This window comes from Embleya sp. NBC_00896, assembly GCF_045207785.1.
Classification (GTDB): domain Bacteria; phylum Actinomycetota; class Actinomycetes; order Streptomycetales; family Streptomycetaceae; genus Embleya.
Genome location: NZ_CP108776.1, coordinates 4,767,887 through 4,787,502, shown reverse-complemented (window position 1 = coordinate 4,787,502; position 19,616 = coordinate 4,767,887). Strand labels below are relative to the sequence as shown.

Annotated in this window: 19 protein-coding genes and 1 pseudogene; 9 read left to right on the top strand and 11 right to left on the bottom strand. The window is 70.6% G+C overall.

The genetic code is table 11. The features are described 5' to 3' along the window. Positions 1-51 precede the first annotated feature (51 nt). From OG928_RS21780 to OG928_RS21770, 3 genes are all read right to left on the bottom strand, one after another. Positions 52-150, bottom strand: a complete 99-nt coding sequence (locus OG928_RS21780; RefSeq protein WP_406291118.1) for a putative leader peptide — start codon at positions 148-150, stop codon at positions 52-54. A gap of 266 nt (positions 151-416) precedes the next feature. Then, on the bottom strand, positions 417-830 hold the full coding sequence (locus tag OG928_RS21775) for a Mov34/MPN/PAD-1 family protein (protein ID WP_406286322.1): 414 nt from the start codon (positions 828-830) through the stop codon (positions 417-419). Between the two features lie 36 nt (positions 831-866). After that, entirely contained in the window at positions 867-2,270 is a 1,404-nt protein-coding gene (locus OG928_RS21770; protein ID WP_406286319.1) for an amino acid permease, read from the bottom strand. 245 nt (positions 2,271-2,515) lie between these two features. Between OG928_RS21770 and OG928_RS21765 the strand changes: the two genes are divergently transcribed. The 3 genes and pseudogenes from OG928_RS21765 (at position 2,516) to OG928_RS21755 (ending at position 4,910) form a co-directional block, all read left to right on the top strand. After that, the gene (locus OG928_RS21765; RefSeq protein WP_406286316.1) at positions 2,516-2,986 is read left to right on the top strand and encodes a helix-turn-helix domain-containing protein; all 471 of its coding nucleotides are present in this window, start codon (positions 2,516-2,518) and stop codon (positions 2,984-2,986) included. Further along, on the top strand, positions 2,875-3,657 hold the full coding sequence (locus tag OG928_RS21760) for an IS630 family transposase (protein WP_406286313.1): 783 nt from the start codon (positions 2,875-2,877) through the stop codon (positions 3,655-3,657). Before OG928_RS21765 ends, OG928_RS21760 begins: the two co-directional genes overlap by 112 nt. Before the next feature lie 249 nt (positions 3,658-3,906). Beyond that, a pseudogene (locus OG928_RS21755) lies at positions 3,907-4,910 on the top strand (IS5 family transposase). Between the two features lie 33 nt (positions 4,911-4,943). On the opposite strand, the gene OG928_RS21750 reads toward OG928_RS21755, so the two are convergent. Then, positions 4,944-5,543, bottom strand: a complete 600-nt coding sequence (locus OG928_RS21750) for a DUF2017 domain-containing protein (protein WP_406286310.1) — start codon at positions 5,541-5,543, stop codon at positions 4,944-4,946. Positions 5,544-5,619: 76 nt separating this feature from the next. Continuing rightward, positions 5,620-5,910, bottom strand: coding sequence for an ATP-dependent Clp protease adapter ClpS (gene clpS / locus OG928_RS21745; RefSeq protein ID WP_406286308.1), 291 nt, complete (start codon positions 5,908-5,910; stop codon positions 5,620-5,622). Positions 5,911-6,027: 117 nt separating this feature from the next. Here clpS and OG928_RS21740 point away from each other — a divergent pair, with 117 nt between their 5' ends. The 3 genes from OG928_RS21740 (at position 6,028) to OG928_RS21730 (ending at position 9,944) form a co-directional block, all read left to right on the top strand. Continuing rightward, complete coding sequence (locus OG928_RS21740; RefSeq protein WP_406286306.1) at positions 6,028-6,942, top strand: RDD family protein; 915 nt, start codon at positions 6,028-6,030, stop codon at positions 6,940-6,942. 155 nt (positions 6,943-7,097) lie between these two features. Beyond that, positions 7,098-7,766 carry an RDD family protein gene (locus tag OG928_RS21735; RefSeq protein WP_406286304.1) on the top strand — a complete coding sequence of 223 codons (669 nt, stop codon included), beginning with the start codon at positions 7,098-7,100 and terminating at the stop codon, positions 7,764-7,766. 372 nt (positions 7,767-8,138) lie between these two features. After that, positions 8,139-9,944: an immune inhibitor A domain-containing protein gene (locus tag OG928_RS21730; RefSeq protein WP_406286301.1), complete on the top strand. Its 1,806-nt coding sequence runs from the start codon at positions 8,139-8,141 to the stop codon at positions 9,942-9,944. Between the two features lie 203 nt (positions 9,945-10,147). Here the strand turns inward: OG928_RS21730 and OG928_RS21725 are convergent, their stop codons facing one another. The 4 genes from OG928_RS21725 to OG928_RS21710 form a co-directional block, all read right to left on the bottom strand. After that, a complete protein-coding gene (locus OG928_RS21725; protein WP_406286298.1) occupies positions 10,148-10,768 on the bottom strand; it encodes an isochorismatase family protein in 621 nt (206 codons plus the stop codon). Positions 10,769-10,779: 11 nt separating this feature from the next. After that, on the bottom strand, positions 10,780-12,084 hold the full coding sequence (locus tag OG928_RS21720) for a nicotinate phosphoribosyltransferase (protein ID WP_406286296.1): 1,305 nt from the start codon (positions 12,082-12,084) through the stop codon (positions 10,780-10,782). Positions 12,085-12,231: 147 nt separating this feature from the next. Next, positions 12,232-13,038, bottom strand: coding sequence for an SDR family NAD(P)-dependent oxidoreductase (locus OG928_RS21715; RefSeq protein ID WP_406286294.1), 807 nt, complete (start codon positions 13,036-13,038; stop codon positions 12,232-12,234). Positions 13,039-13,132: 94 nt separating this feature from the next. Beyond that, entirely contained in the window at positions 13,133-13,495 is a 363-nt protein-coding gene (locus OG928_RS21710; protein WP_406286293.1) for a hypothetical protein, read from the bottom strand. Positions 13,496-13,738: 243 nt separating this feature from the next. On the opposite strand from OG928_RS21710, the gene alaS reads away from it, so the two are divergent. Then, a complete protein-coding gene (gene alaS, locus OG928_RS21705; RefSeq protein ID WP_406286291.1) occupies positions 13,739-15,040 on the top strand; it encodes an alanine--tRNA ligase in 1,302 nt (433 codons plus the stop codon). 323 nt (positions 15,041-15,363) lie between these two features. On the opposite strand, the gene OG928_RS21700 is transcribed toward alaS, so the two are convergent. After that, on the bottom strand, positions 15,364-16,212 hold the full coding sequence (locus OG928_RS21700; RefSeq protein WP_406286289.1) for a helix-turn-helix transcriptional regulator: 849 nt from the start codon (positions 16,210-16,212) through the stop codon (positions 15,364-15,366). A 240-nt stretch (positions 16,213-16,452) separates the two neighbouring features. Here OG928_RS21700 and OG928_RS21695 point away from each other — a divergent pair, with 240 nt between their 5' ends. Further along, a complete protein-coding gene (locus OG928_RS21695) occupies positions 16,453-17,298 on the top strand; it encodes an NAD-dependent epimerase/dehydratase family protein (RefSeq protein WP_406286288.1) in 846 nt (281 codons plus the stop codon). A 341-nt stretch (positions 17,299-17,639) separates the two neighbouring features. Here OG928_RS21695 and OG928_RS21690 read toward each other — a convergent pair whose 3' ends face one another. Next, positions 17,640-19,007: an FAD-binding oxidoreductase gene (locus tag OG928_RS21690; protein ID WP_406286285.1), complete on the bottom strand. Its 1,368-nt coding sequence runs from the start codon at positions 19,005-19,007 to the stop codon at positions 17,640-17,642. Between the two features lie 71 nt (positions 19,008-19,078). On the opposite strand from OG928_RS21690, the gene OG928_RS21685 reads away from it, so the two are divergent. Continuing rightward, positions 19,079-19,549 carry an Lrp/AsnC family transcriptional regulator gene (locus OG928_RS21685; protein WP_406286282.1) on the top strand — a complete coding sequence of 157 codons (471 nt, stop codon included), beginning with the start codon at positions 19,079-19,081 and terminating at the stop codon, positions 19,547-19,549. Positions 19,550-19,616: the final 67 nt, after the last annotated feature.

Sequence of the window (19,616 nt, the reverse complement as noted above, 5' to 3'; positions counted from 1 at the left end):
CGGGAGGGTGCCTGCTGCCTGGAGTGTCTGGCGGGCCGATCCGAAGCGGGATCAGCCCACGCGCGCAGCGCGACAGAGGGCGCTGGAGAGTCGGCACAGATCCACGTGCAGGCGTGCGACAAGCAGCGCGCCAGGGGCATCGCCCGGCACTGCTTCCGTCGTATTCACGCCCGCATAACGCATATGGTCATGCTAGCCATTCCCCCGGGACGCTCCGATGTCTTCTCGCATGCCGGAACGCCCCATATCAAGATGCGAGACGTGGTCGCCCGAATCCGGGCACGGAGCCGGATGTAACGGTAACAATCGGACGCCGCCACGAACATCGACACGGCGCTCGGCGGCACTCGACGCCCCTCACCTGCCCTCGGCGCGGATTCCGATCCGACCCCGACCGGCCGCGCCGCCACCGTCGATCAATACGACTCGACGACGGTGACCTCCTCCTCGGTGATCACCCCGTCGACGATCCGGTACGACCGGAACTCGTACGTCTGCTCCTCGCGCGTCGACACGAGCACGTAGTGCGCGTTGGGCTCCGACGCGTACGACACGTCGGTGCGCGACGGGTACGCCTCGGTCGCGGTGTGCGAGTGGTAGACGATCACCGGCTCCTCGTCGCGGTCGTCCATCTCGCGGTAGAGCTTGAACAGGTCCGCCGAGTCGAACTCGTAGAACGTGGGCGACCGGGCCGCGTTCAGCATCGGGATGAACCGCTCGGGACGGTCGGTGCCCTCGGGGCCCGCGACGACGCCGCACGCCTCGTCCGGGTGGTCGGCGCGGGCGTGGGCGACGATCTGATCGCGCAGGGCTGCGGTGATGGTGAGCATGCTTCGAGCGTACTGAGCGGCCGATGTCGAGCGACCTCAGACCCGGGCCCCGCGTCGCGACGGGAGGTATGCCAGGACCAGGAAGGCCACCCAGATCGGCACCACGTACAGCGCGATCCTGGTGTCGGCGGAGAAGCCCAGCAGGACCAGCACCATCACCAGGAACACGAGCACCACCCAGCCCGTGTACGGCGCGCCCGGCATCCGGAAGCCGTGCCCCTCGAGTCGGCCGCGGTCCACCGCGCGCCGGTAGCGCATCTGGCAGGCGACGATCATGCCCCACGTCCACAGCGCGCCCACGGTGGCGACCGACGTGATGTACATGAAGGCCTTGTCCGGCACGAGCGCGTTGATCAGGACGCCGGCACCCATCACGATCGCCGACACGGTGACCGCCATGGCCGGTACCCGGTGCGAGCTGAGCCCGCTCACCCGCGGCGGCGCCTGCCCCTCGACCGCGAGCGTGCGCAGCATCCGGCCGGTCGAGTACAGGCCGGAGTTGCACGAGGACAGCGCGGCGGTGAGCACCACGAAGTTGATGATCGCCGCCGCGGCCGGGATGCCCACCCGGTCGAAGACCAGCACGAACGGGCTCTCCTTGGCATGGAAGTCGGTCCACGGCGCGAGCGACAGGATGATCACGAGCGCGCCGATGTAGAACAGGCCGATCCGGAACGGGATGGTGTTGATCGCGCGCGGCAGCACCGTCTCGGGGTTTTGCGCCTCGCCCGCGGTGACGCCGACCAGTTCGACGCCCAGGAACGCGAACATCACGATCTGCAGCACCAGCAGCGTCTCCCCGACGCCGTTGGGCGCGAAGCCGCCGTCGGACCACAGGTGGGTCACCGACGCCTGGTCACCCGCCTCGCCGAAGCCGAAGAGCAGCACGCCGACGCCGACCAGGATCATCCCGATGATCGCGGTCACCTTGATCATCGAGAACCAGAACTCGAACTCGCCGAACAGCTTGACCGAGATCAGATTGGCCGCGAACAGCCCGATCAGGACCACGAGCGCGGTCACCCACTGCGGGATCCACGACCACCAGTGCTGCACATAGACGCCGGCCGCGGTGATCTCGGCCATCCCGGTGACCACCCACATCACCCAGTACGTCCAGCCCGTCACGAACCCCGCGAACGGCCCGAAGAACTCCCGGGCGTACTCGGAGAAGCTGCCCGCGACCGGGCGGTACATCAGCAGCTCGCCGAGCGCGCGCATGACGAAGAAGATCAACACGCCCGCGACCGCGTAGGCGGCGATCAACGACGGCCCGGCCTTCTCGATCGCGCCGCCCGCGCCGAGGAAGAGGCCGGTCCCGATCGCGCCGCCGATCGCGATCATCCGGATCTGGCGGCCGTTCAGCCCCCGCTCGTACCCCTCGGTCTCGATGCCCGGCTCGGCCGCCTTCGCGGCCGAGCCGACTTCGGTGTCCGTCATGATCGCTCCCGTCGTCGGTACGGAAGCCGTCTTACCAACCGAAGCGGGCGGAAACGGGGATTCCGATTCCTCCGGCGTGTCCGAAGAGCACGCCTATGCGGGGATCAACCGATTCGTCGGTGTCGGTGCTCGGCGGGGGATTGACGACAGGCCCTAGTAGCGTGTCGCTGCTTAGATATGGCGTGTCTGGTTGGGAGGTTGGTGTCTGGCAGATTCCTTCCCCTTTGCCAGACGGGACTGTTGTCATGGGTTCGCAGAAAAAGCGGCCGGTCAGGTTGACCGCGCAGGATCGCGAGGAGTTGGTCCGGGTGACCACGACGGGTGTTCGTGGGGCCTCGATGATCATGCGTGCGCGGGTGCTGCTTGCGCTGGATGCCTCGGTGGGTGAGGCGGATCCCAAGGAGGTGATCGCGGCCCGGCTCGGCGTCTCCGGTGAGACATTGCGGCTGGTCGCCAAGCGTTTCGCCGAGACCGGTGGCGATGTTCACGCCACGATCGCGCGGAAGAAGCGCGACCTCCCGCCGGTGCCCTCGCCGGTGACCGGTGAGGTCGAAGCCCGGCTGATCGCGATGGCGTGCTCACAGCCACCCCAGGGCCATGCCCGGTGGTCGCTGCGGCTGCTGGAGAAGCACGTCGCGCTGGTCGAGGACATCCCCGATCTGGACCACTCCACCATCGGACGGGTCTTAAAAAAACGGAACTGCGTCCTCATCTGAAGAAGTGCTGGACCATCCCACCACGAGCGAACGCGGAGTTCGCGGCCCGGATGGAAGACGTACTGGCCGTCTACGCCCGGCCCTATGACCCGGCACGTCCGGTGGTGTGCATGGACGAGAAGCCCTACCAGCTCCTCGACCATGCCCGCGACCCGCTTCCGGCCCGCCCGGGTCACGACGCCCGCCAGGACAGCGAGTACATCCGCCGCGGCACGTGCTCGATCTTCATGTGGGTCGAACCCCTGCGCGGGTGGCGCCGAGTTCAGGCACTGTCCCAGCGGACCCGGATCGACTGGGCCGGCCAGGTCAAGCACCTGCTGAGCGTGGATTACCCCGACGCCGAGGCCGTGGTGCTGGTGATGGACAACCTCAACACCCACGGCATCGCCTCACTGTACGAGGCATTCGACCCGGAAGAGGCCTTCGCACTGGCCCAACGCCTCAAGATCCACCACACACCCAAACACGGGTCATGGCTCAACATCGCCGAGATCGAACTCTCCGCGCTGACCCGGCAATGTCTCGACCGCCGGATCGGCGACCTCGACATCCTCAACACCGAACTCTCCGCCTGGCAGAACGCCACCAACACCGACCAACGTCAGGTGGACTGGCAGTTCACCACCCACGACGCACGCATCAAACTGCGCCACCTCTATCCCAAGAATTAGCTGCGACGGACTACTAGTGCCGCGCCCGGCAACGTTTGCCCCGTCGCGGTGTTCGGTGCGGTTCCTTGGCGTGCCGCCGGAACGTTCTCGTACTGGAGTACTTGGACGTTTCGGCGGTGCGTCGAGGGGCCGTGCCGGGCGCCGCGACGGGGCGAACGTTGCCGGGCGCGGCACTAGAGCCTGTTCTGGGTTCCAATCTTCGGACTGGTTTTCCTGCGCGGGAGGGCGGTTGCTTGATACAAGGTCGGGATGACGCGTGGTGATCTGGCCGATGGCGAGTGGGAGTTGGTCGAGCCGTTCCTCCCGATCGGGGAGCGCGGCCCGTATCCGGGGCGGTTGCGGGACTGCTTCGACGGGGTGATGTGGCGTTTTCGCACGGGCAGTCCGTGGCGGGACGTTCCCGAGCGGTACGGGCCCTGGCAGACCGTCTACCAGCGGTTCCACGCGTGGGCCCTGGCGGGGACGTTCCGGGCCCTGATGGAGGCGATGATCGCCGAGGCCGCCGCCCGCGGGCAGGTCGAACTCGGCCTGGTGAGCGTGGACTCCACCGTCGTTCGTGCGCATCAGGACGCGGCCGGGATGGTCGTCGACGCCGAACTCCTGCGGGAGGTGGAGAAGGCCGTCGACGAGGAAAAGGGGATTCTCGAAAGGGGCAAAAGGGGCCGGTGACGGAGGGGGTGCCCGCAGCGGGGGACGAGGCGGCGCGCGCGGAGCGTCGGCGGGTGCGGCGCCGACACCGGGCCAGGCTGAGGACGGCCGCATTGGGCCGTTCGCGCGGCGGACTCTCCGCGAAGATCCACCTGTCGGCCGACCGCCGCTGCCGGCCGCTGTCCTTCGTGGTCACTCCCGGACAAGCCGCCGACAACCCGCGCTTCGTCGCCGTCGTCGAGGGGATCCGGGTCCGGGGCCCCGTCGGCCGACCTCGCACCCGACCCGGCGCCGTCGCCGCCGACAAGGCCTACTCCAGTCGCGCCACCCGCCTCTACCTGCGCAGACGCCGGATCAAGGCGGTCATCCCCGAGAAGGTCGACCAGGCCGCCAACCGCAAGAAGAAGGGCTCACGCGGAGGTCGACCGATCGGCCACGACGCCACGCTCTACAAGGACCGCAACACCGTCGAGCGCTGCATCCACAAGATCAAGGCATGGCGAGGCCTGGCCACCCGATACGACAAGACGCCCGACAGCTACCTCGCCGGACTCCACCTCCGCGGCGCAATCCTCTGGCTCCGCAGCCTCCGACCCACCACATGATCCGAACCCAGAACAGGCTCTAGCACCGTCCGGTCACAACGACCCGAGCAGGGAGTCCTGGAGCCCACCGAGCCAGTGGAAGACCGCGAACAGCCACCGCCGCGGGTCGTCCTCGGCCAGCTTCGCCTCGAACTCCTCCATGTCCTCGGTGACTTCGAGCCGCGTCCCGATCACCAGACGCAGGTCGTTGAGCGCCCCGAGCCACGCCTGCACGCCCTGCGGGTCGAGCACGACCCGGTGCTCGCCGGCCTGCTCGCGCAGCTCGGCGGCGTCGGCCGGTTCGGTGAGGTCGATCAGCTCGGCCAGGTCGGCGAGCACGATCCGCGCGTTGTCGCGCTTGCGCAGCCGCAGGTCGGTCTCGGTGTACCGGCGAAACTCGGCGGCCGCCTCGGCGTCCTCCGGGTAGGCGTCGGGCAGCAGCCGCGCGAGCGCCGGATCGTCCGGCGTGCTCGGCACCTCCGTCGAGCCGAGCCCGGTCAGACCCAGTTCGGCGGCCAGCGGATCGGCCTCGTCGTCGTCGGGCGAGACCATCTCCATCAGTTGACCGCACAGATCGGCCAGCACCCGTACGTGCATGTCCTCAAGGACGATCTCGGGCTTGCCCGAGCGTCCGCGACTGAAGAGGCCGTTCACAGGCTGAACATCTCCTGGAGAGTGTGGGACGGGCGCCGGCGAGACCGCCGGCGCCGAACGGGTCCGGGCAGCGGTGTCACTTGTCGTGCTGGACGGTCGCCCACAGTCCGAACCCGTGCATTGCCGTGGTGTCGCGCTCCATCTCCTCGCGCGTCCCCGACGAAACCACCGCCCGGCCCTTGTGGTGCACGTCGTGCATGAGCTTCTCGGCCTTCTTCTTCGGATACCCGAAGTAGGACTGGAAGACGTAGGTCACGTACGACATCAGATTGATCGGGTCGTTCCAGACGATGCATACCCAAGGGGTCTCCGCCCGGACGTCCTCTTCGGGCTGGTGCTTCTCGACCTCGATGGGAGCGACACTCATACGCCCCATGCTGCCATCAGGGCAGAGCCCGGGCGAACCGGCTCCTGTGCGGTCGGCCACACCCCGATCCGACCCGGGGCGTACGCGCCACCCCCCGAGTACGGCAAAATCCCGCCCATGTCCTCTGCGCCAGCACCGGGTTGGTACCCGGATCCGGAGATCACCGGCCACATCCGTTACTGGGACGGCGGTGCCTGGGTGCCGGACAGCAGTCGGCCGGCCGAGGATCCCGGTCGACCGGCCGCCGAACAGCCCCCCCGATCGGCGCAGTCCGCGCCCCCCGAGGCGATCGAGCGGGGCGGGCGGGTGATCCAGGGCGAGGTGCTGTCCGCGCGCACCGGCGGGCTGTACGACATGTCCTCCACCGGCATGTACGCCCCGCCGACCGCCGCCCCGTCCCCTTCCCCGGGCCCGGCCGCCCCCGGACCGGCCTCAACCCCCTCGTCCGCCTCCCCCCACGCCGACCCCGTCCCGCCGCAGCGCTCCGCCGACGAGCCCGCGGCGGCGCCGTTCCGCCCGGTCCAGGCCGACATCTTCGGCAGCAACGAACGCCGCCCGGCCGCCCTGGGCCGGCGCCTGCTCGCCCGGATCGCCGACGCGCTGATCCCGCTCGCGGCCGGCATCGCCGTCGGCATCCCGCTCGTCCCGGACGCGGTGGACCACATCCGCGACAAGATCGACCGGGCCCGCTACGAGGGGCGTGACACCACGGTCTGGCTGATCGACGGCACCACCGGCACCACGCTCGCGGTGGTCCTGGGCACGGTGCTCGCGGTCGCGCTGTTGTACGAGGCGCTGCCCACGTGGCGCTGGGGCCGCTCGCTCGGCAAGACCCTGTTCGGCCTGCGCGTCGCGGACCTGGACAGCCACGACACCCCGACGCTGTGGCAGTCGGTGCGCCGCTGGCTGACGCTGTACGTCCCGGGCGTGTTCGTGGTCGGCGTGCTCGGCGCGCTGTGGGGCCTCTTCGACCGGCCGTGGCGGCAGGGGCTGCACGACAAGGCGGCCCGTACGTTCGTGGCGCGGGACTGAGCGCGGCGCCGGGGGCGCGTCCGAGCCGGTCGACGGCCCCGGCCGGCCCCGCCCCCGGGCCCGCGCTGACGGCCCGTCACCCGTACGGACGCGACACGCCGGGTCGATCGAACACGTTGCGTCAACGTTAGCTTCTGTCCGCTTTACTCGGTTTTATGACAGGTAGTGCACCGCCTCCGCCACCCGACCCTTACGGCGAAGACCCGTCCGGTCGGAACCCCTACGGGCAGCAGCAGCCCCCCGGACAGCAGCCGCCATATGGGGGGCAGCAGCCGCCGTACGGACAGCCGCCCTACGGCCAGGACCCGTCCGGCCAGGCCCCCTACGGGCAGGGTCCCTACGGTCAGGACCCGTCCTACGGCTCCGGCGGCGGCGGCCACGGCGACAGCCCGACGCTCGGCGGCCCGCTGCGCCGACTCGTGGCGCGGATCATCGACACCGTGATCGTCGGCGTGGTCGCCGGCCTGCTCTCGTGGCCGATCACCGGCGCCGACTACGACGACGTGTCGTTCGGCGCACAGTTCTCGTCCGGTCTGATCTTCTGGCTGGTGTACTTCCTCTACGAGGGCTTCCAACTCGACCGGTTCGGCCGCACCCTCGGCAAGCGGGTCCTGGGCATCAAGGTGGTGCGGGTGGCCGACGGCGGGCCCATCTCCGGATCGCCCGCGTGGACCCGCGCCGCCGTCTTCACCCTGCCTCCCATCGTGCCGTGCGTGGGCACGCTCTTCTGGCTGGTCAACGTGTTGTGGCAATTCTGGGATCAGCCGTGGCACCAGTGTCTGCACGACAAGGCCGCACGCACCACGGTCATCCGCGGGGCGTGATCCGCGGCGCGTGATGGCGCGCGCGGATGCCGAGGACTGCCGTCGTCGTGCCGAGCGCGACACCGATGCCCATGGCGACGGCAGCGCCCGCCACGGTGTGCGGCTCCCATGCCGCGAGTAGTGAGACCGTCAAGACGATCGCAACGAATACGCCGTAGCTGAGTCGGAGAAAATCCCCTCGGGCCACGACGCACCACCTCCCCCTGCACCCCTTTGTGCACGCCCCCCGCTCTCAAGCTACTGCTCCGGGCGCGCAATGTGACCATTCGATTGCGATCGGGATTTATCGGTCGCGAGTGTGGGCACCCTCTCGCGACCGGTCGGAGCGCCGATCTTCGGCCGTGGACCCGACCGAGACCCGGAGAGTTCCACGTGAACCACTCGCGCCTCATCAGCCCTGCCGTCGTCACCGCGCTCTGCGCGCTGCTCGTCCTCGCCGCCGCACCGGCGCCACCCGCACGGGCGCCCGCCGTCACGCACGCCGTCGCGGTTGCCCCAGCCGAGGCAGGCCCCTTCGTCGAACGCGACGACAACCTGCCGCACCCGTTCACCCAACGGCGCACGCAGCGACGCGACGCGGCGGTCCGGGCGATGACCGACGACCCCAGCCTCGCCTCGCGCACGGTCGCGGCCGGCGAGGCCGGCCGGGCCGAGACCCGGCCGCCCGCCGCGGCTCGGGTGTTCGCGATCCTGGTCGAGTTCGGCGATCGCACGGAGGGCGACTCCCGGCCTGGTCCGCGACACGGCGCGATCCCCGCACCGAACCGGGCCGACGACACCACGATGATGTGGCAGGCGAGCTACGAGCGCGATCACTACCGCGACCTGTTCTTCGGCCCCGGCACCACCCGCCCCTCGCTCGCCTCGTACTACCGGCAGCAGTCGGCCGGCCGCTTCTCGCTCGACGGCGAGGTCACCGACTGGGTCCGGGTGCCGTACAACGAGGCCCGGTACGGCAACGACGACTGCGGCGAGAACGTGTGCCGGGACGTGTGGGACCTCGTCCGGGACGCGATGCGGACCTGGTACGACGCCCGCATCGCCGAGGGCCTGACACCGGCGCGGATCGGCGAGCAGCTCGCCTCGTTCGACCGCTGGGACCGCGACGACTTCGACGGCGACGGCGAGTTCGACGAGCCGGACGGCTACCTCGACCACCTCGAGATCGTGCACGCGGGCGTGGACAAGGCGATGGGCGGCGGCGAGCAGGGCAGCGGCGCGGTGTGGTCGCACCGCTGGTACGCGTACGCCGACCAGGTCGGCCGCACCGGCCCCGCGTACAACCGGGCCGGCGGCACGCCGATCGGCGCCTCCGGGATGTGGGCCGGCGACTACACGATGCAGCCCGAGAACGGCGGACTCGGGGTGATCGCACACGAGTTCGGCCACAGCCTGGGCCTGCCGGACCTGTACGACCACGGCAACTCGAGCGACGGCCCGCCCGGGTTCTGGTCGCTGATGGCGCTCGGCAGCTATCTCGGCGACGAGAACGGCGCGGGTTCGCTGCCCGGCGCGCTGTCCGCGTGGGAGAAGCTGCAACTGGGCTGGCTCGACGTCCGCACCGTGGATCCCAAGCGCAAGACCGTGGTCCAGCTCGCGCCGAATCAGTCCACGGGCGACCCGCAGGCACTGCTCATCCCGCTGCCGCCACGCGCCGGCAGCTCCGCGAAGCGCTGGTACATCGTCGAGAACCGGCAGTACGTCGGGGCCGACACCGCGCTCGTGGCCGGCCCGTACCTGGTCACCAGCCCCAGCGGCAGCGGCAAGCGGGTCGCGACGCACTTCCCGTACGGCGAGGGCGTGTTGATCTGGCTGTGGGACCCCTCGTTCACCGACAACGACGTCACGGACCACCCCGGCGAGGGCTTGATCCTGCCGATCGACGTCCACCCGGAACCGCTCCTGAACCCCTCCGGCAAACCACTCCCGACCCGCTTCCAGACCGCCGACGCGGCACTGACCGCCGAAACCGAACCCACCTCGGCAGTCAACCTCGGCCGCCTGGGCACCTTCCCGTCCCGAAAGGGCGTCGCGGTATTCGCCGACAACCGCACGTACTGGTCCCCCACCGCACCGAACATGGGCGTCAAAGTCCCACACACAGGCGTCCAGATCACCACCACCGGCCCAACCCGCACAGGCGGCGCAGCCCGAGTCACGGTGGGCCCAATCCCCTGACGAACCCGCAAACGCCGGCCGAGCCACCTCCAGCCCGGCCGGCGTTCGAGCCCACCTCGACCGAAGGCCGGCCAAACCAGCCCGGCCGGCGCTTGAAGCCACCTCGGCCAAAGGCCGGGTAAACCAGCCCGGCCGGCGCTTGAGGCCAACCCAGGTGCCGCACGGCGCTATGCGCTTGAGGCCAACCCAGGTGCCGCACGGCGCTATGCAGCCGACTCCCCCACGAGCACCGCCCCCGCCAACCGCAGATCCGCCAACGCCCGCTCCGTACTCTCCGCCGCAACCCCCGCGGTCAGCCCCAGCAAGACCCGCGTCCGAAACCCCTCACCGATCGCGTCCAGCGCAGTAGCCCGCACGCAGTAGTCCGTCGCGATCCCCACCACGTCCACCTGGGTGACCCCACGCTCCCGCAGCCAAGCGGCAAGCACCGTACCGTCGGCCGCCACCCCCTCGAACCCGCTGTAGGCGGCCGCGTACGCCCCCTTGGAGAAGACCTCCTCGACCCGCCCCGACTCGACCACCTGCGCGAACGCCGGATGGAAGCGCGCGCCCTCGGTCCCGGCCACACAGTGCACCGGCCACGTGCTCTCGTAGTCCGGCGCGTCCGCGAAGTGCGCCCCGGGATCCACGTGGTGGTCGCGGGTGGCCACGATGTGCGCGTACGGCGCCGTCTCCGCGTGCACGGGGTCCGGCGGCTGCTCGGCCGAGTTGGCCGCGACATGGTGCCGGATCGCCTCCGCGACCGCGGCCCCGCCGGCGACCGCGAGGCTGCCGCCCTCGCAGAAGTCGTTCTGTACGTCCACGACGATCAATGCCCGGGTCATCGTTGTCGTCCCTACTCGTAGATGGTGGGAAGTACAGGTTCCCCGCGGGAGAGCTGCGTAGCCGAGAGCGGCAGTTCCTCACGCGAACGCGCATGCCGCTCGCGCGCCGCGGACAGCGGCTCGCGGCCGACGATCTCGCCGTTCGCGACCAGCGGGACCAACAGTTCACGCTCGCCGGGCACCGGCTCCGCGTCCGGCCGATAGGCCCGCAGCACCTCGGCCTCGGCCACGCCCTCGGCGTCGTAGCGCCGGACGGCGCTCTTGCGCCCGCCGTGGCTCGGCTTGCCGGGCGACTTCTTGGCGACCGGCACCAGCGGCGCGTCGGGCTCGTCGCTCACCGACCGCGCGACGAGCTTGTACACCAGCGACGCGGTCGGCTGCCCGGAGCCGGTCACCAGCTGCGTACCGATGCCGTAGGCGTCCACGGGAGCCGCCCGCAGCGAGGCGATCGCGTACTCGTCGAGGTCGCTGGTGACCACGATCCGGGTCTTGACCGCGCCGAGCTCGTCGAGCTGGGCACGCACCCGGTGGGCGAGCAGGAGCAGGTCGCCCGAGTCCAGCCGGACCGCGCCGAGTTCGTCGCCGGCGATGTCGACGGCGGCCCGGACGGCGGCGGCGACGTCGTAGGTGTCCACGAGCAGCGTGGTGTCCCGCCCGAGCGCCGCCACCTGGGCCGCGAACGCCTCGCGCTCGTCGTCGTGCAGGAGCGTGAACGCGTGCGCGCTGGTGCCCCTGGTCGGGATGCCGTACCGCTGCCCGGCGCGCAGGTTCGACGTGCTCGCGAAGCCGCAGATGTACGCGGCGCGCGCGGCGGCCACCGCGGCCTCCTCGTGGGTGCGGCGCGAGCCCATCTCGATGCACGGGCGCCCGGCGGCGGCCGACGTCATCCGCGACGCGGCGGCGGCCACCGCGGCGTCGTGGTTGAGGATCGACAGGAGGAGCGTCTCCAGCACCACGGCCTCGGCGAAGCTGCCCTCGACCACCACCAGCGGCGAGCCGGGGAACCAGCACTCGCCCTCGGCGTAGCCCCAGATGTTGCCGGTGAACCGGTAGCCCGCGAGCCAGTCGAGCGTCGCGGGACCGACCACGCCGGCCTCGGAAAGGAAGTGCAGGCTCTCGTCGTCGAAGCGGAAGTTCTCGATGGCGTCGAGCAGCCGGCCGGTGCCGGCGGTCACGCCGTAGCGACGGCCGTCGGGCAGCCGGCGGGCGAAGACCTCGAACACCGAACGGCGGTGCGCCGCGCCGCTGCGCAGTGCGGCTTCGAGCATCGTCAGCTCGTAGTGGTCCGTCAGCAGGGCGGTGGTTGCGGTGTCCATGTCGTCAGCATAACACGATTACTCGTCAGTTTGACGATTAGTCGAATGGTGATGCGCACCACGGATGTTCGCCCGAATACGCCCTCATTTGTGCCATGGGCGGATGCCGTGTGACAAGCCCGCCCGGCGCTCCGGCCGGGGCGCCGGCTAACCGACCCGGTCCTCCTCGGGGGTCGGCGCCCACGTGGAGCCGTTGATGTGCGTCCCGCCGCCGACGAAGAGCGTGTTGCCGGTGACGTAGCGCGAGTCGTCGCTCGCGAGGAACAACGCGGCGCCGCCGATGTCGGTCTCGGGGTCGCCCATCCGACCCATCGGGTTGCTCGCCTCGGCGGTCGCGGCGGCCGCCGGATCGGCCTTCGCGTACGCGGCGAACGCCTCCGTCCTGGCCCCGGGGCAGATCACGTTGGCCCGGATCTGGTGCGGCGCCCACTCGCGCGCGGCCGAGCGGGTCAGCGCGCGCAGCGCCTCCTTGCCGACGTTGTACTCGGCGGTGAACCGATGCGCGTTGACGCCGTTGAGGCTGGCGATGTTGATCACGCTGCCGCCGCCCGCGTCGCGCATCGGTTCGAACGCGGCCCGCATCGTCCACCACCCGGCCCACAACGCCATGTTCAGGCCGTGCTGGAACTGTTCGTCGGTCTTGTTCTCGATGTGGTTGATCCGCCCGCCGCCCCACGCGTTGTTGACGAGCGTGTCCAGTCGGCCCCAACGCGCGAGCGCGCCCTCGACCAGGCCGACCGCGTCGGCCTTGACCGTGACGTCCGCCGGCATCGCCAGCGTCTCGACGCCGAACGCGTCGGTGATCTCCGCCGCGACCCGCTCGGCCGACTCGGGCCGGATGTCGTTGACCAGGATCCGGCAACCCTCCGCCGCGAACCGCCGCGCGATCCCGCGCCCGATCCCGGCCCCGGAGCCGGTGATCACGGCGACGTGGTCCTGAAGACGTGCTGTCATGGCGCTGCCTCCCACGTTGATCGTTTACGACCGTGGGTATCCGCAACAGCCATACAAAACAAGGGTGCCGGGAGCGCTCCGAACGAACCGCGGATCAGCCCGGGCGCGACTGGTGATCGCAGTCGCGGCACTTGCGGTCCCCGTACGGCATCGAGGAGACCTTGCCCGAACCGCACTCGGGGCACGTGGGGCCGTCCGCGGCGGTCGGCGGACGCCATCGCGCGGCACACGAGCCGCACACGTAGTCGCCGACGATGTCGGTGCTCACCTTGGTCGAGCCGCACTTGCCGCACTGCACCTCGACGTGCCGCCGCTTGCGCGGCGCCGCCCGGCCGATCGCGGCCTGCCGTTCGCGCTGCGCGGAGAAGCCCCAATAGGAGCGCAGCCGGTCGGCCATGTCGGGCCGCAGGTCGCCACCCTCCCCCGATGGGGCATCGCCACGCGGCTGCTCGCTCATGGCAGTCACGGTATGGCATGCCGAGTGCCGCGCGAAGGGTTCATCGGCGGTCGGGCGCCCACCGGCCGGGGATAACCCGTCGCCCGTGCCGGACCGCCGGGCTATCGTCGAGGGCATGGAGATCCACGGGCGGCAGCGAGCTACCGGCGTCGAGCCGGCGAACCGAGCGCGTTAGGCGCACCTCGGCCCGGCTCGGCGTGTGCGCAGACCACCGCCCGCTGCTCCCGAGAAGGCCGAATCGCCATGCTCTCCCCACGGATCCGCTCCACCTTCCTCGACTTCTTCACATCGCGCGGGCATCGCCTCGTGCCCTCCGGCTCGCTGCTCCCGCCCGATCCGAGCCTGCTGGTCTCGAACGCGGGGATGAACCAGTTCAAACCGTGGTTCCTGGGCGACGTCGAGCCCGGGTTCCCGCGCGCGACCTCGGTCCAGAAGTGCGTGCGCACGGTGGACATCGACAACATCGGCCGGACCCGCCGGCACTCGACGTTCTTCGAGATGCTCGGCAACTTCTCCTTCGGCGACTACTTCAAGTCCGAGACGATCGCGTTCGCGTACGAACTGCTGACCCGGCACTACGACCTCTCGCCGGACCGGCTGTGGATCACGGTGTACGAGGACGACGACGAGGCGGAGCGGATGTGGCGCGCGGTCGGCGTGCCGTCGACCCGGATCCAACGGCTCGGCGCGGTCGACAACTTCTGGTCGATGGGCGTGCCGGGGCCGTGCGGCCCGTGCTCCGACGTCACGTACGACCGCGGCCCGTCGTTCGGCCGCGAGGGCGGCCCCGCGGTCGACTCCGAGCGCTACGTCGAACTGTGGAGCCTGGTCTTCATGCGCAGCGTGCGCGGCGAGACCGAACCCGGCGGCGGCTTCCCGGTCCTGGGCGAACTGCCGCGCACCGGCATCGACACCGGCCTCGGCCTGGACCGACTGGCGGCGGTGCTACAGGACGTGGACAGCGTCGTACAGACCGACCTGCTGCGACCCACGCTCGCGACGGCGGAGGAGTTGGCGGGCCGGCCCTACTCCCCCGTCGACCGCGAGGACCCCGATCGGGTGTCCTTCGAGGTCCTCACCGACCACGCGCGCGCGATCGCGTTCCTGCTCGCGGACGGGATCCGCCCCGGCAAGGAGGGCACCGAGTACGTGCTGCGCCGGCTGATCCGCCGGGCCCTGCGACACGGCCGCCGACTCGGCATCCAGGGCCCGATCCTGGGCCCACTCACCGCGAGCGTCGTGACGAACCTGGGCCCGTCCTGGCCCGAACTGCTCCACGAGGCGCCCCTGATCGAGGACCTCACGACCCGGGAAGAAGAATCCTTCGACCGGGTACTCCACCGCGGAACCCACCTCGTAAACAAGGCAATCCGCCGCGCCCTCACCACAGGCACCCATCAGTTGCCGGCCAAAACAGTCTTCACCCTCTACGACTCACACGGCTTCCCCCCGGACCTGACCATCGAAGCCGCCCAAGAAGCGGGCCTAACGGTCGACCAAACCCACCTGAACACCCTCCTGAACCCCCAACCCAACCGCACCTGACCAGCCAACCAACACCGGCCGGGCTACAGACAGCCCGGCCGGCGCTGGAGGCCACCACGGTCGAAGGCCGAATCCATCCAGCCCGGCCGGCGCTTGAGGCCACCACGACCGAAGGCCGGCCAAATCAGCCCGTCCGGCGCTTGAGGACAAGCAGACCGCAGGCCGCCCAACCCCGGCCCGGCCGGCCCCTGAGACCACCTCGACCGAAAATCGGATCAATCCAGCCCGGCCGGCGCTTGAGGCCACCACGACCGAGGGCCGGCCAAATCAGCCCGTCCGGCGCTTGAGGACAAGCAGACCGCAGGCCACCCACACCCCGGCCCTCAACCCGCCGCACCGGCCGAGGCCGACATCGTCTGCAACCCCACAACCCGCAGAAGCGCCAACTGCTCGGCCCCCGAACTCCCCGGCGGAGCGGTGAACACGACCAACCGCTGCCCGCCGTCCCCGGCCAAAAGCACGTCACAAGCGACCGTGACCACACCGATCTCCGGATGCCTGATCGTCTTCTCCGCCCCCCGCCGCACCGCGACGTCATGCGCCGCCCACAACGCGGCAAACTCCTCCGACGCACCAATCAACCGCTCGACCAACATCCCCGGCCGCGGATCATCCGCCCGCCGCGCGACCGTCGCCCGCAGATCCGCCACATGCGCCCGCGACAACGCGTCCACATCGCACTCCCGAAACCGCGCCCGCCCGTCCGGCTCGGCGAACCAGCTCCACAGGATGTTGCTGCCGACATTGGGCCCCATCAGCGCCACCGACATGGGGTTCTGCGCCAGCACGTCCCCGAGTTCGGACAGCACCTGCGCGGGCGTGTCGTACAGCCGATCCAGCACCAGCAACAGCGCGGGCGCCACATGCTCGGTACACCTCGACATACGCCCCGGCGGAACGTGTCCGGCCAGGTGGAACAGGTGATCGCGACCGTCCTCGTCCAGGCGCAACGCGCGGGCCAGCGCGGCAAGCAGTTGCGGCGACGGATTCGGGCCGCGGTTCTGCTCCAAACGCGCGTAGTAGTCGACCGACATCCCGGCCAGCTGCGCGACCTCTTCGCGACGCAACCCGGCGATACGCCGGCGGGCGCCCATGGGCAGGCCCACGTCGGTAGGGGTCAGCCGTTCGCGGCTGCGCAGCAGGAATCCGGCGAGTTCGCGTCGATCACTCATGCCGCCAGGATCCACCGTCACGCGCACGGCAACCAGGGATCGATTGTCCCTGGATCACCGCTCCTCGGCTGAGTCGTCCGCGGGTGAACAGGGCTCTTTCACCCCGGGCCGGCCCCCGCCAGGCTGAGCACACCGCAGGTCCGGCGCCATCGATCCGCCCGTGGGGCACACCCGATCGCCGAACCCGCCGGAACCCACCCGTTCGCATCCCACCGGACCACACCCACCCGGGAGAACACCATGAGCACGATCCTCGTCACCGGATCCACCGGCAACGTCGGCAGCCGCCTCGTCCCGCGACTGCTCGCCGGCCTCGACCCGCGGGACACCGTCCGCGTCCTGGTCCGCGACGCGAGCCGGGCACCGGCCGGCACCGAGGTCGTCGAGGGGGACATCTGCGCCGCGGCCGACCGGGCCAAGGCGCTCGCGGGCACCGACACCGTCGTCAATCTCGCCGCCGCGTTCCGGGGCGTCTCGGACGAGCGGGCCCGCGCGGTCAACCACGAGGCGGCGGTGGCGCTGGCCCGGGAGGGCGTCGAGGCGGGCGTGCGCCGCTTCGTACACACGAGCACGAACCTGGTCTACAGCCCCGGCTCCGCCCGCCCGCTCACCGAGCACGACCCGATCGAGCCGGCCGCGGTGTGGGGTCTCTACGCGGCGACGAAGGCCGCGACCGACAAGGACCTGCTGGGACTGCGCGCCGAACTCGGGCTCGACCTGGTAATCCTGCGCCTCGCGTTCGTCTACGGCGACGGTGACTCGCACCTGCGCGACTTCATGCCGTGGGGCGCCGGTTGGGCCGCACACCGCAGGCTGCCGACCGTGCATCACGCGGACGTCGCGCAGGCGCTGCTTCGCGTCCTGCGCGCGGATCGGGTGCCGTCGCCGGTGTACAACGTCGGCGACGACGCGCCGCTGACGGTGCACGAGTTGTACGCGCTGCACGGGATGGCGCATCCGGCCGAAGACAAGGCGGTCGAGGACCCGTGGGAGGCACTGCCCGACACCACGCTCCTGCGCCGCGAACTCGGCTACCGCCCGCTGTACCCGACCGTGCGCGGCGCGGCCGATGCCGGCGCGCTCTGACGGTCGGGTCGGCCGACGTCGGTCACCCGGCGTCGGCTCAGGCGGCGCGGCGGATCGCGGTGACCAGTCGCGCGTGGGCCTGCGCACGTGCCTGTCGACGACGCAGTGCGGCAATCGCCACGACTCGTGCCTCTCGACTGTCCCGCTTCTCCACGACCGCCACCTCCGAACGAACTCTCGCCGCCCCGAAAGGGCGACACCTGGAAATCTAGGTGCCGCACCCCCTTCGGGGCGTCGCCCGGGAGTCCCGATCGCGCCTACTCCCAGAGGACGACCCGAACCCCGACGTACCCCCGAGACATGCCCCTGAAGGAGTAGAGGAGCATCCTCCCGACCGGTCCTCAGACCACCTTGCCCGGGTTGAGGATGCCCAGCGGGTCGAACGCGGCCTTGACGCTCAGGTGCACCTGGACGCCCACCGGGCCCAGTTCCTTCGCGAGCCACTCGCGCTTGAGCACGCCCACGCCGTGCTCGCCGGTGATCGTGCCGCCCAGGTCGAGCCCCAGCTGCATGATCGCGTCGAACGCGGCCTCCGCGCGCTCGGCGGCCGCCTGATCGGTCGCGTCGAATATCACGATCGGGTGGGTGTTCCCGTCGCCCGCGTGCGCGCACATGCCGATCATGGTGTCGAAGCGCTCGGCGATCGCGGCCACCCCTTCGAGCATGTCGCCGAGCCGCGAACGCGGGACCGCGACGTCGTCGATCATGCTGGTCCCCAGCCGCTCCAGGGCCGGCAGCGCGAGCCGCCGGGCCTGCATGAACAGCGCCGAGTCCGCGGCGTCCTCGGCGGTGAACGCCTCGAACGCGCCGGCCTCCGTACAGATCGCCTCGATCGCGGCGAGCTCGGCGGCCGGCGCCGGGGTGTCCACCGCGATCAGCAGCAGCGCGGCCGTCTCGGCCGGTAGACCCATGTTGGCCATCGCGTTCACCGCGCGCACGGTCGTGCCGTCCATCAGCTCCATCAGCGAGGGCGTGTGGCCCGCCGCCATGATCGCCGAGACCGCGCGCGCCGCCGTCGCGGTGCTGGCGAACTGCGCCACCGTCACGAGCGCGGGCGGCGGCGTCGGCCGCAGCGCCAACGTCGCCCGGGTGACCACACCGAGCGTGCCCTCCGCGCCGACGAACAGCCGGGTGAGGTCGTAGCCCGCGACGCCCTTGGCGGTGCGCCGCCCCGTACGCAGCAGCTGCCCGTCGGCCAGCACGACCTCCAGGCCGAGCACGTACTCGGCGGTCACGCCGTACTTGACGCAGCACAGCCCGCCCGCGCCGGTGCCGATGTTGCCGCCGATCGTGCAGGTCTCCCAGCTGGAGGGGTCGGGCGGGTAGACCAGTCCGTGCGCGGCGGTCGCCTTCGAGAGGTCGGCGTTGACCACGCCGGGCTCGACCACGGCCGTCCGATCGATCGGGTCGATGTGCAGGATCCGATTCATCCGAATCAGTGACAGCACGATGCAGCCGTCCATGGCGTTCGCGCCGCCGGACAGGCCGGTGCGGGCGCCCTGCGGAACGACCGGAACCCGCAACCGGGTCGCGACCCGCATGACGTGTTGGACCTGCTCGGTGGTCTCCGCGAGCACCACCACCGCAGGGCGACCGGCCGCACACAGCCCGGCCATGTCACGCGCGTACGATGCGGCGATGTCCGCGTCCGTCACCAGGGTGTGCGCGGGCAGACCCTCCCGCAATGCCGCGAACAGGTCGGTGGTCATGCTGCCTCCCGGTGTGGCCGTGATTGGGCCCAGGGTAGGCACCGGTAAACCAGGACCGAGGGAGGGCACCCGTGCAGATCGACCGGTTGGATGCCGCGCTGATCCGGTTGCTCGTCGAAACACCGCGAATCGGTGTCGTCGAGTGCTCGCGTCGGCTCGCCGTGGCCCGCGGGACCGTACAGGCCCGCCTCGATCGACTGCGTGACGCCGGTGTGATCCGCGGCTTCGGACCCGACGTCGACCCCGCCACCCTCGGCTTCACGGTGACCGCGTTCGTGACCCTGGAGATCCGCCAGGGGCAGGGGCGCGACCTGCGCAAACACCTGGAGGGCATTCCCCAGCTGCTCGAAGTGCACGCGATCACCGGCCGCGGCGACCTGCTGTGCCGGATCGTCGCGCGCACGAACACCGACCTGCAACGGGTGATCGAGCAGATCATCGAGCTCGACGGGGTCCAGCGCGCCTCGACCACGATCGCGCTGGAGAACCCGGTGCCCTATCGGGTACTGCCGTTGGTCGAATGTGCCGTGGCGGACGGGTGAACCGACACCGGAACGAGTGACGAATCCGCCCGCTCGGCCCATCCCGCGTTTCCCGGCCCGAAGCCGA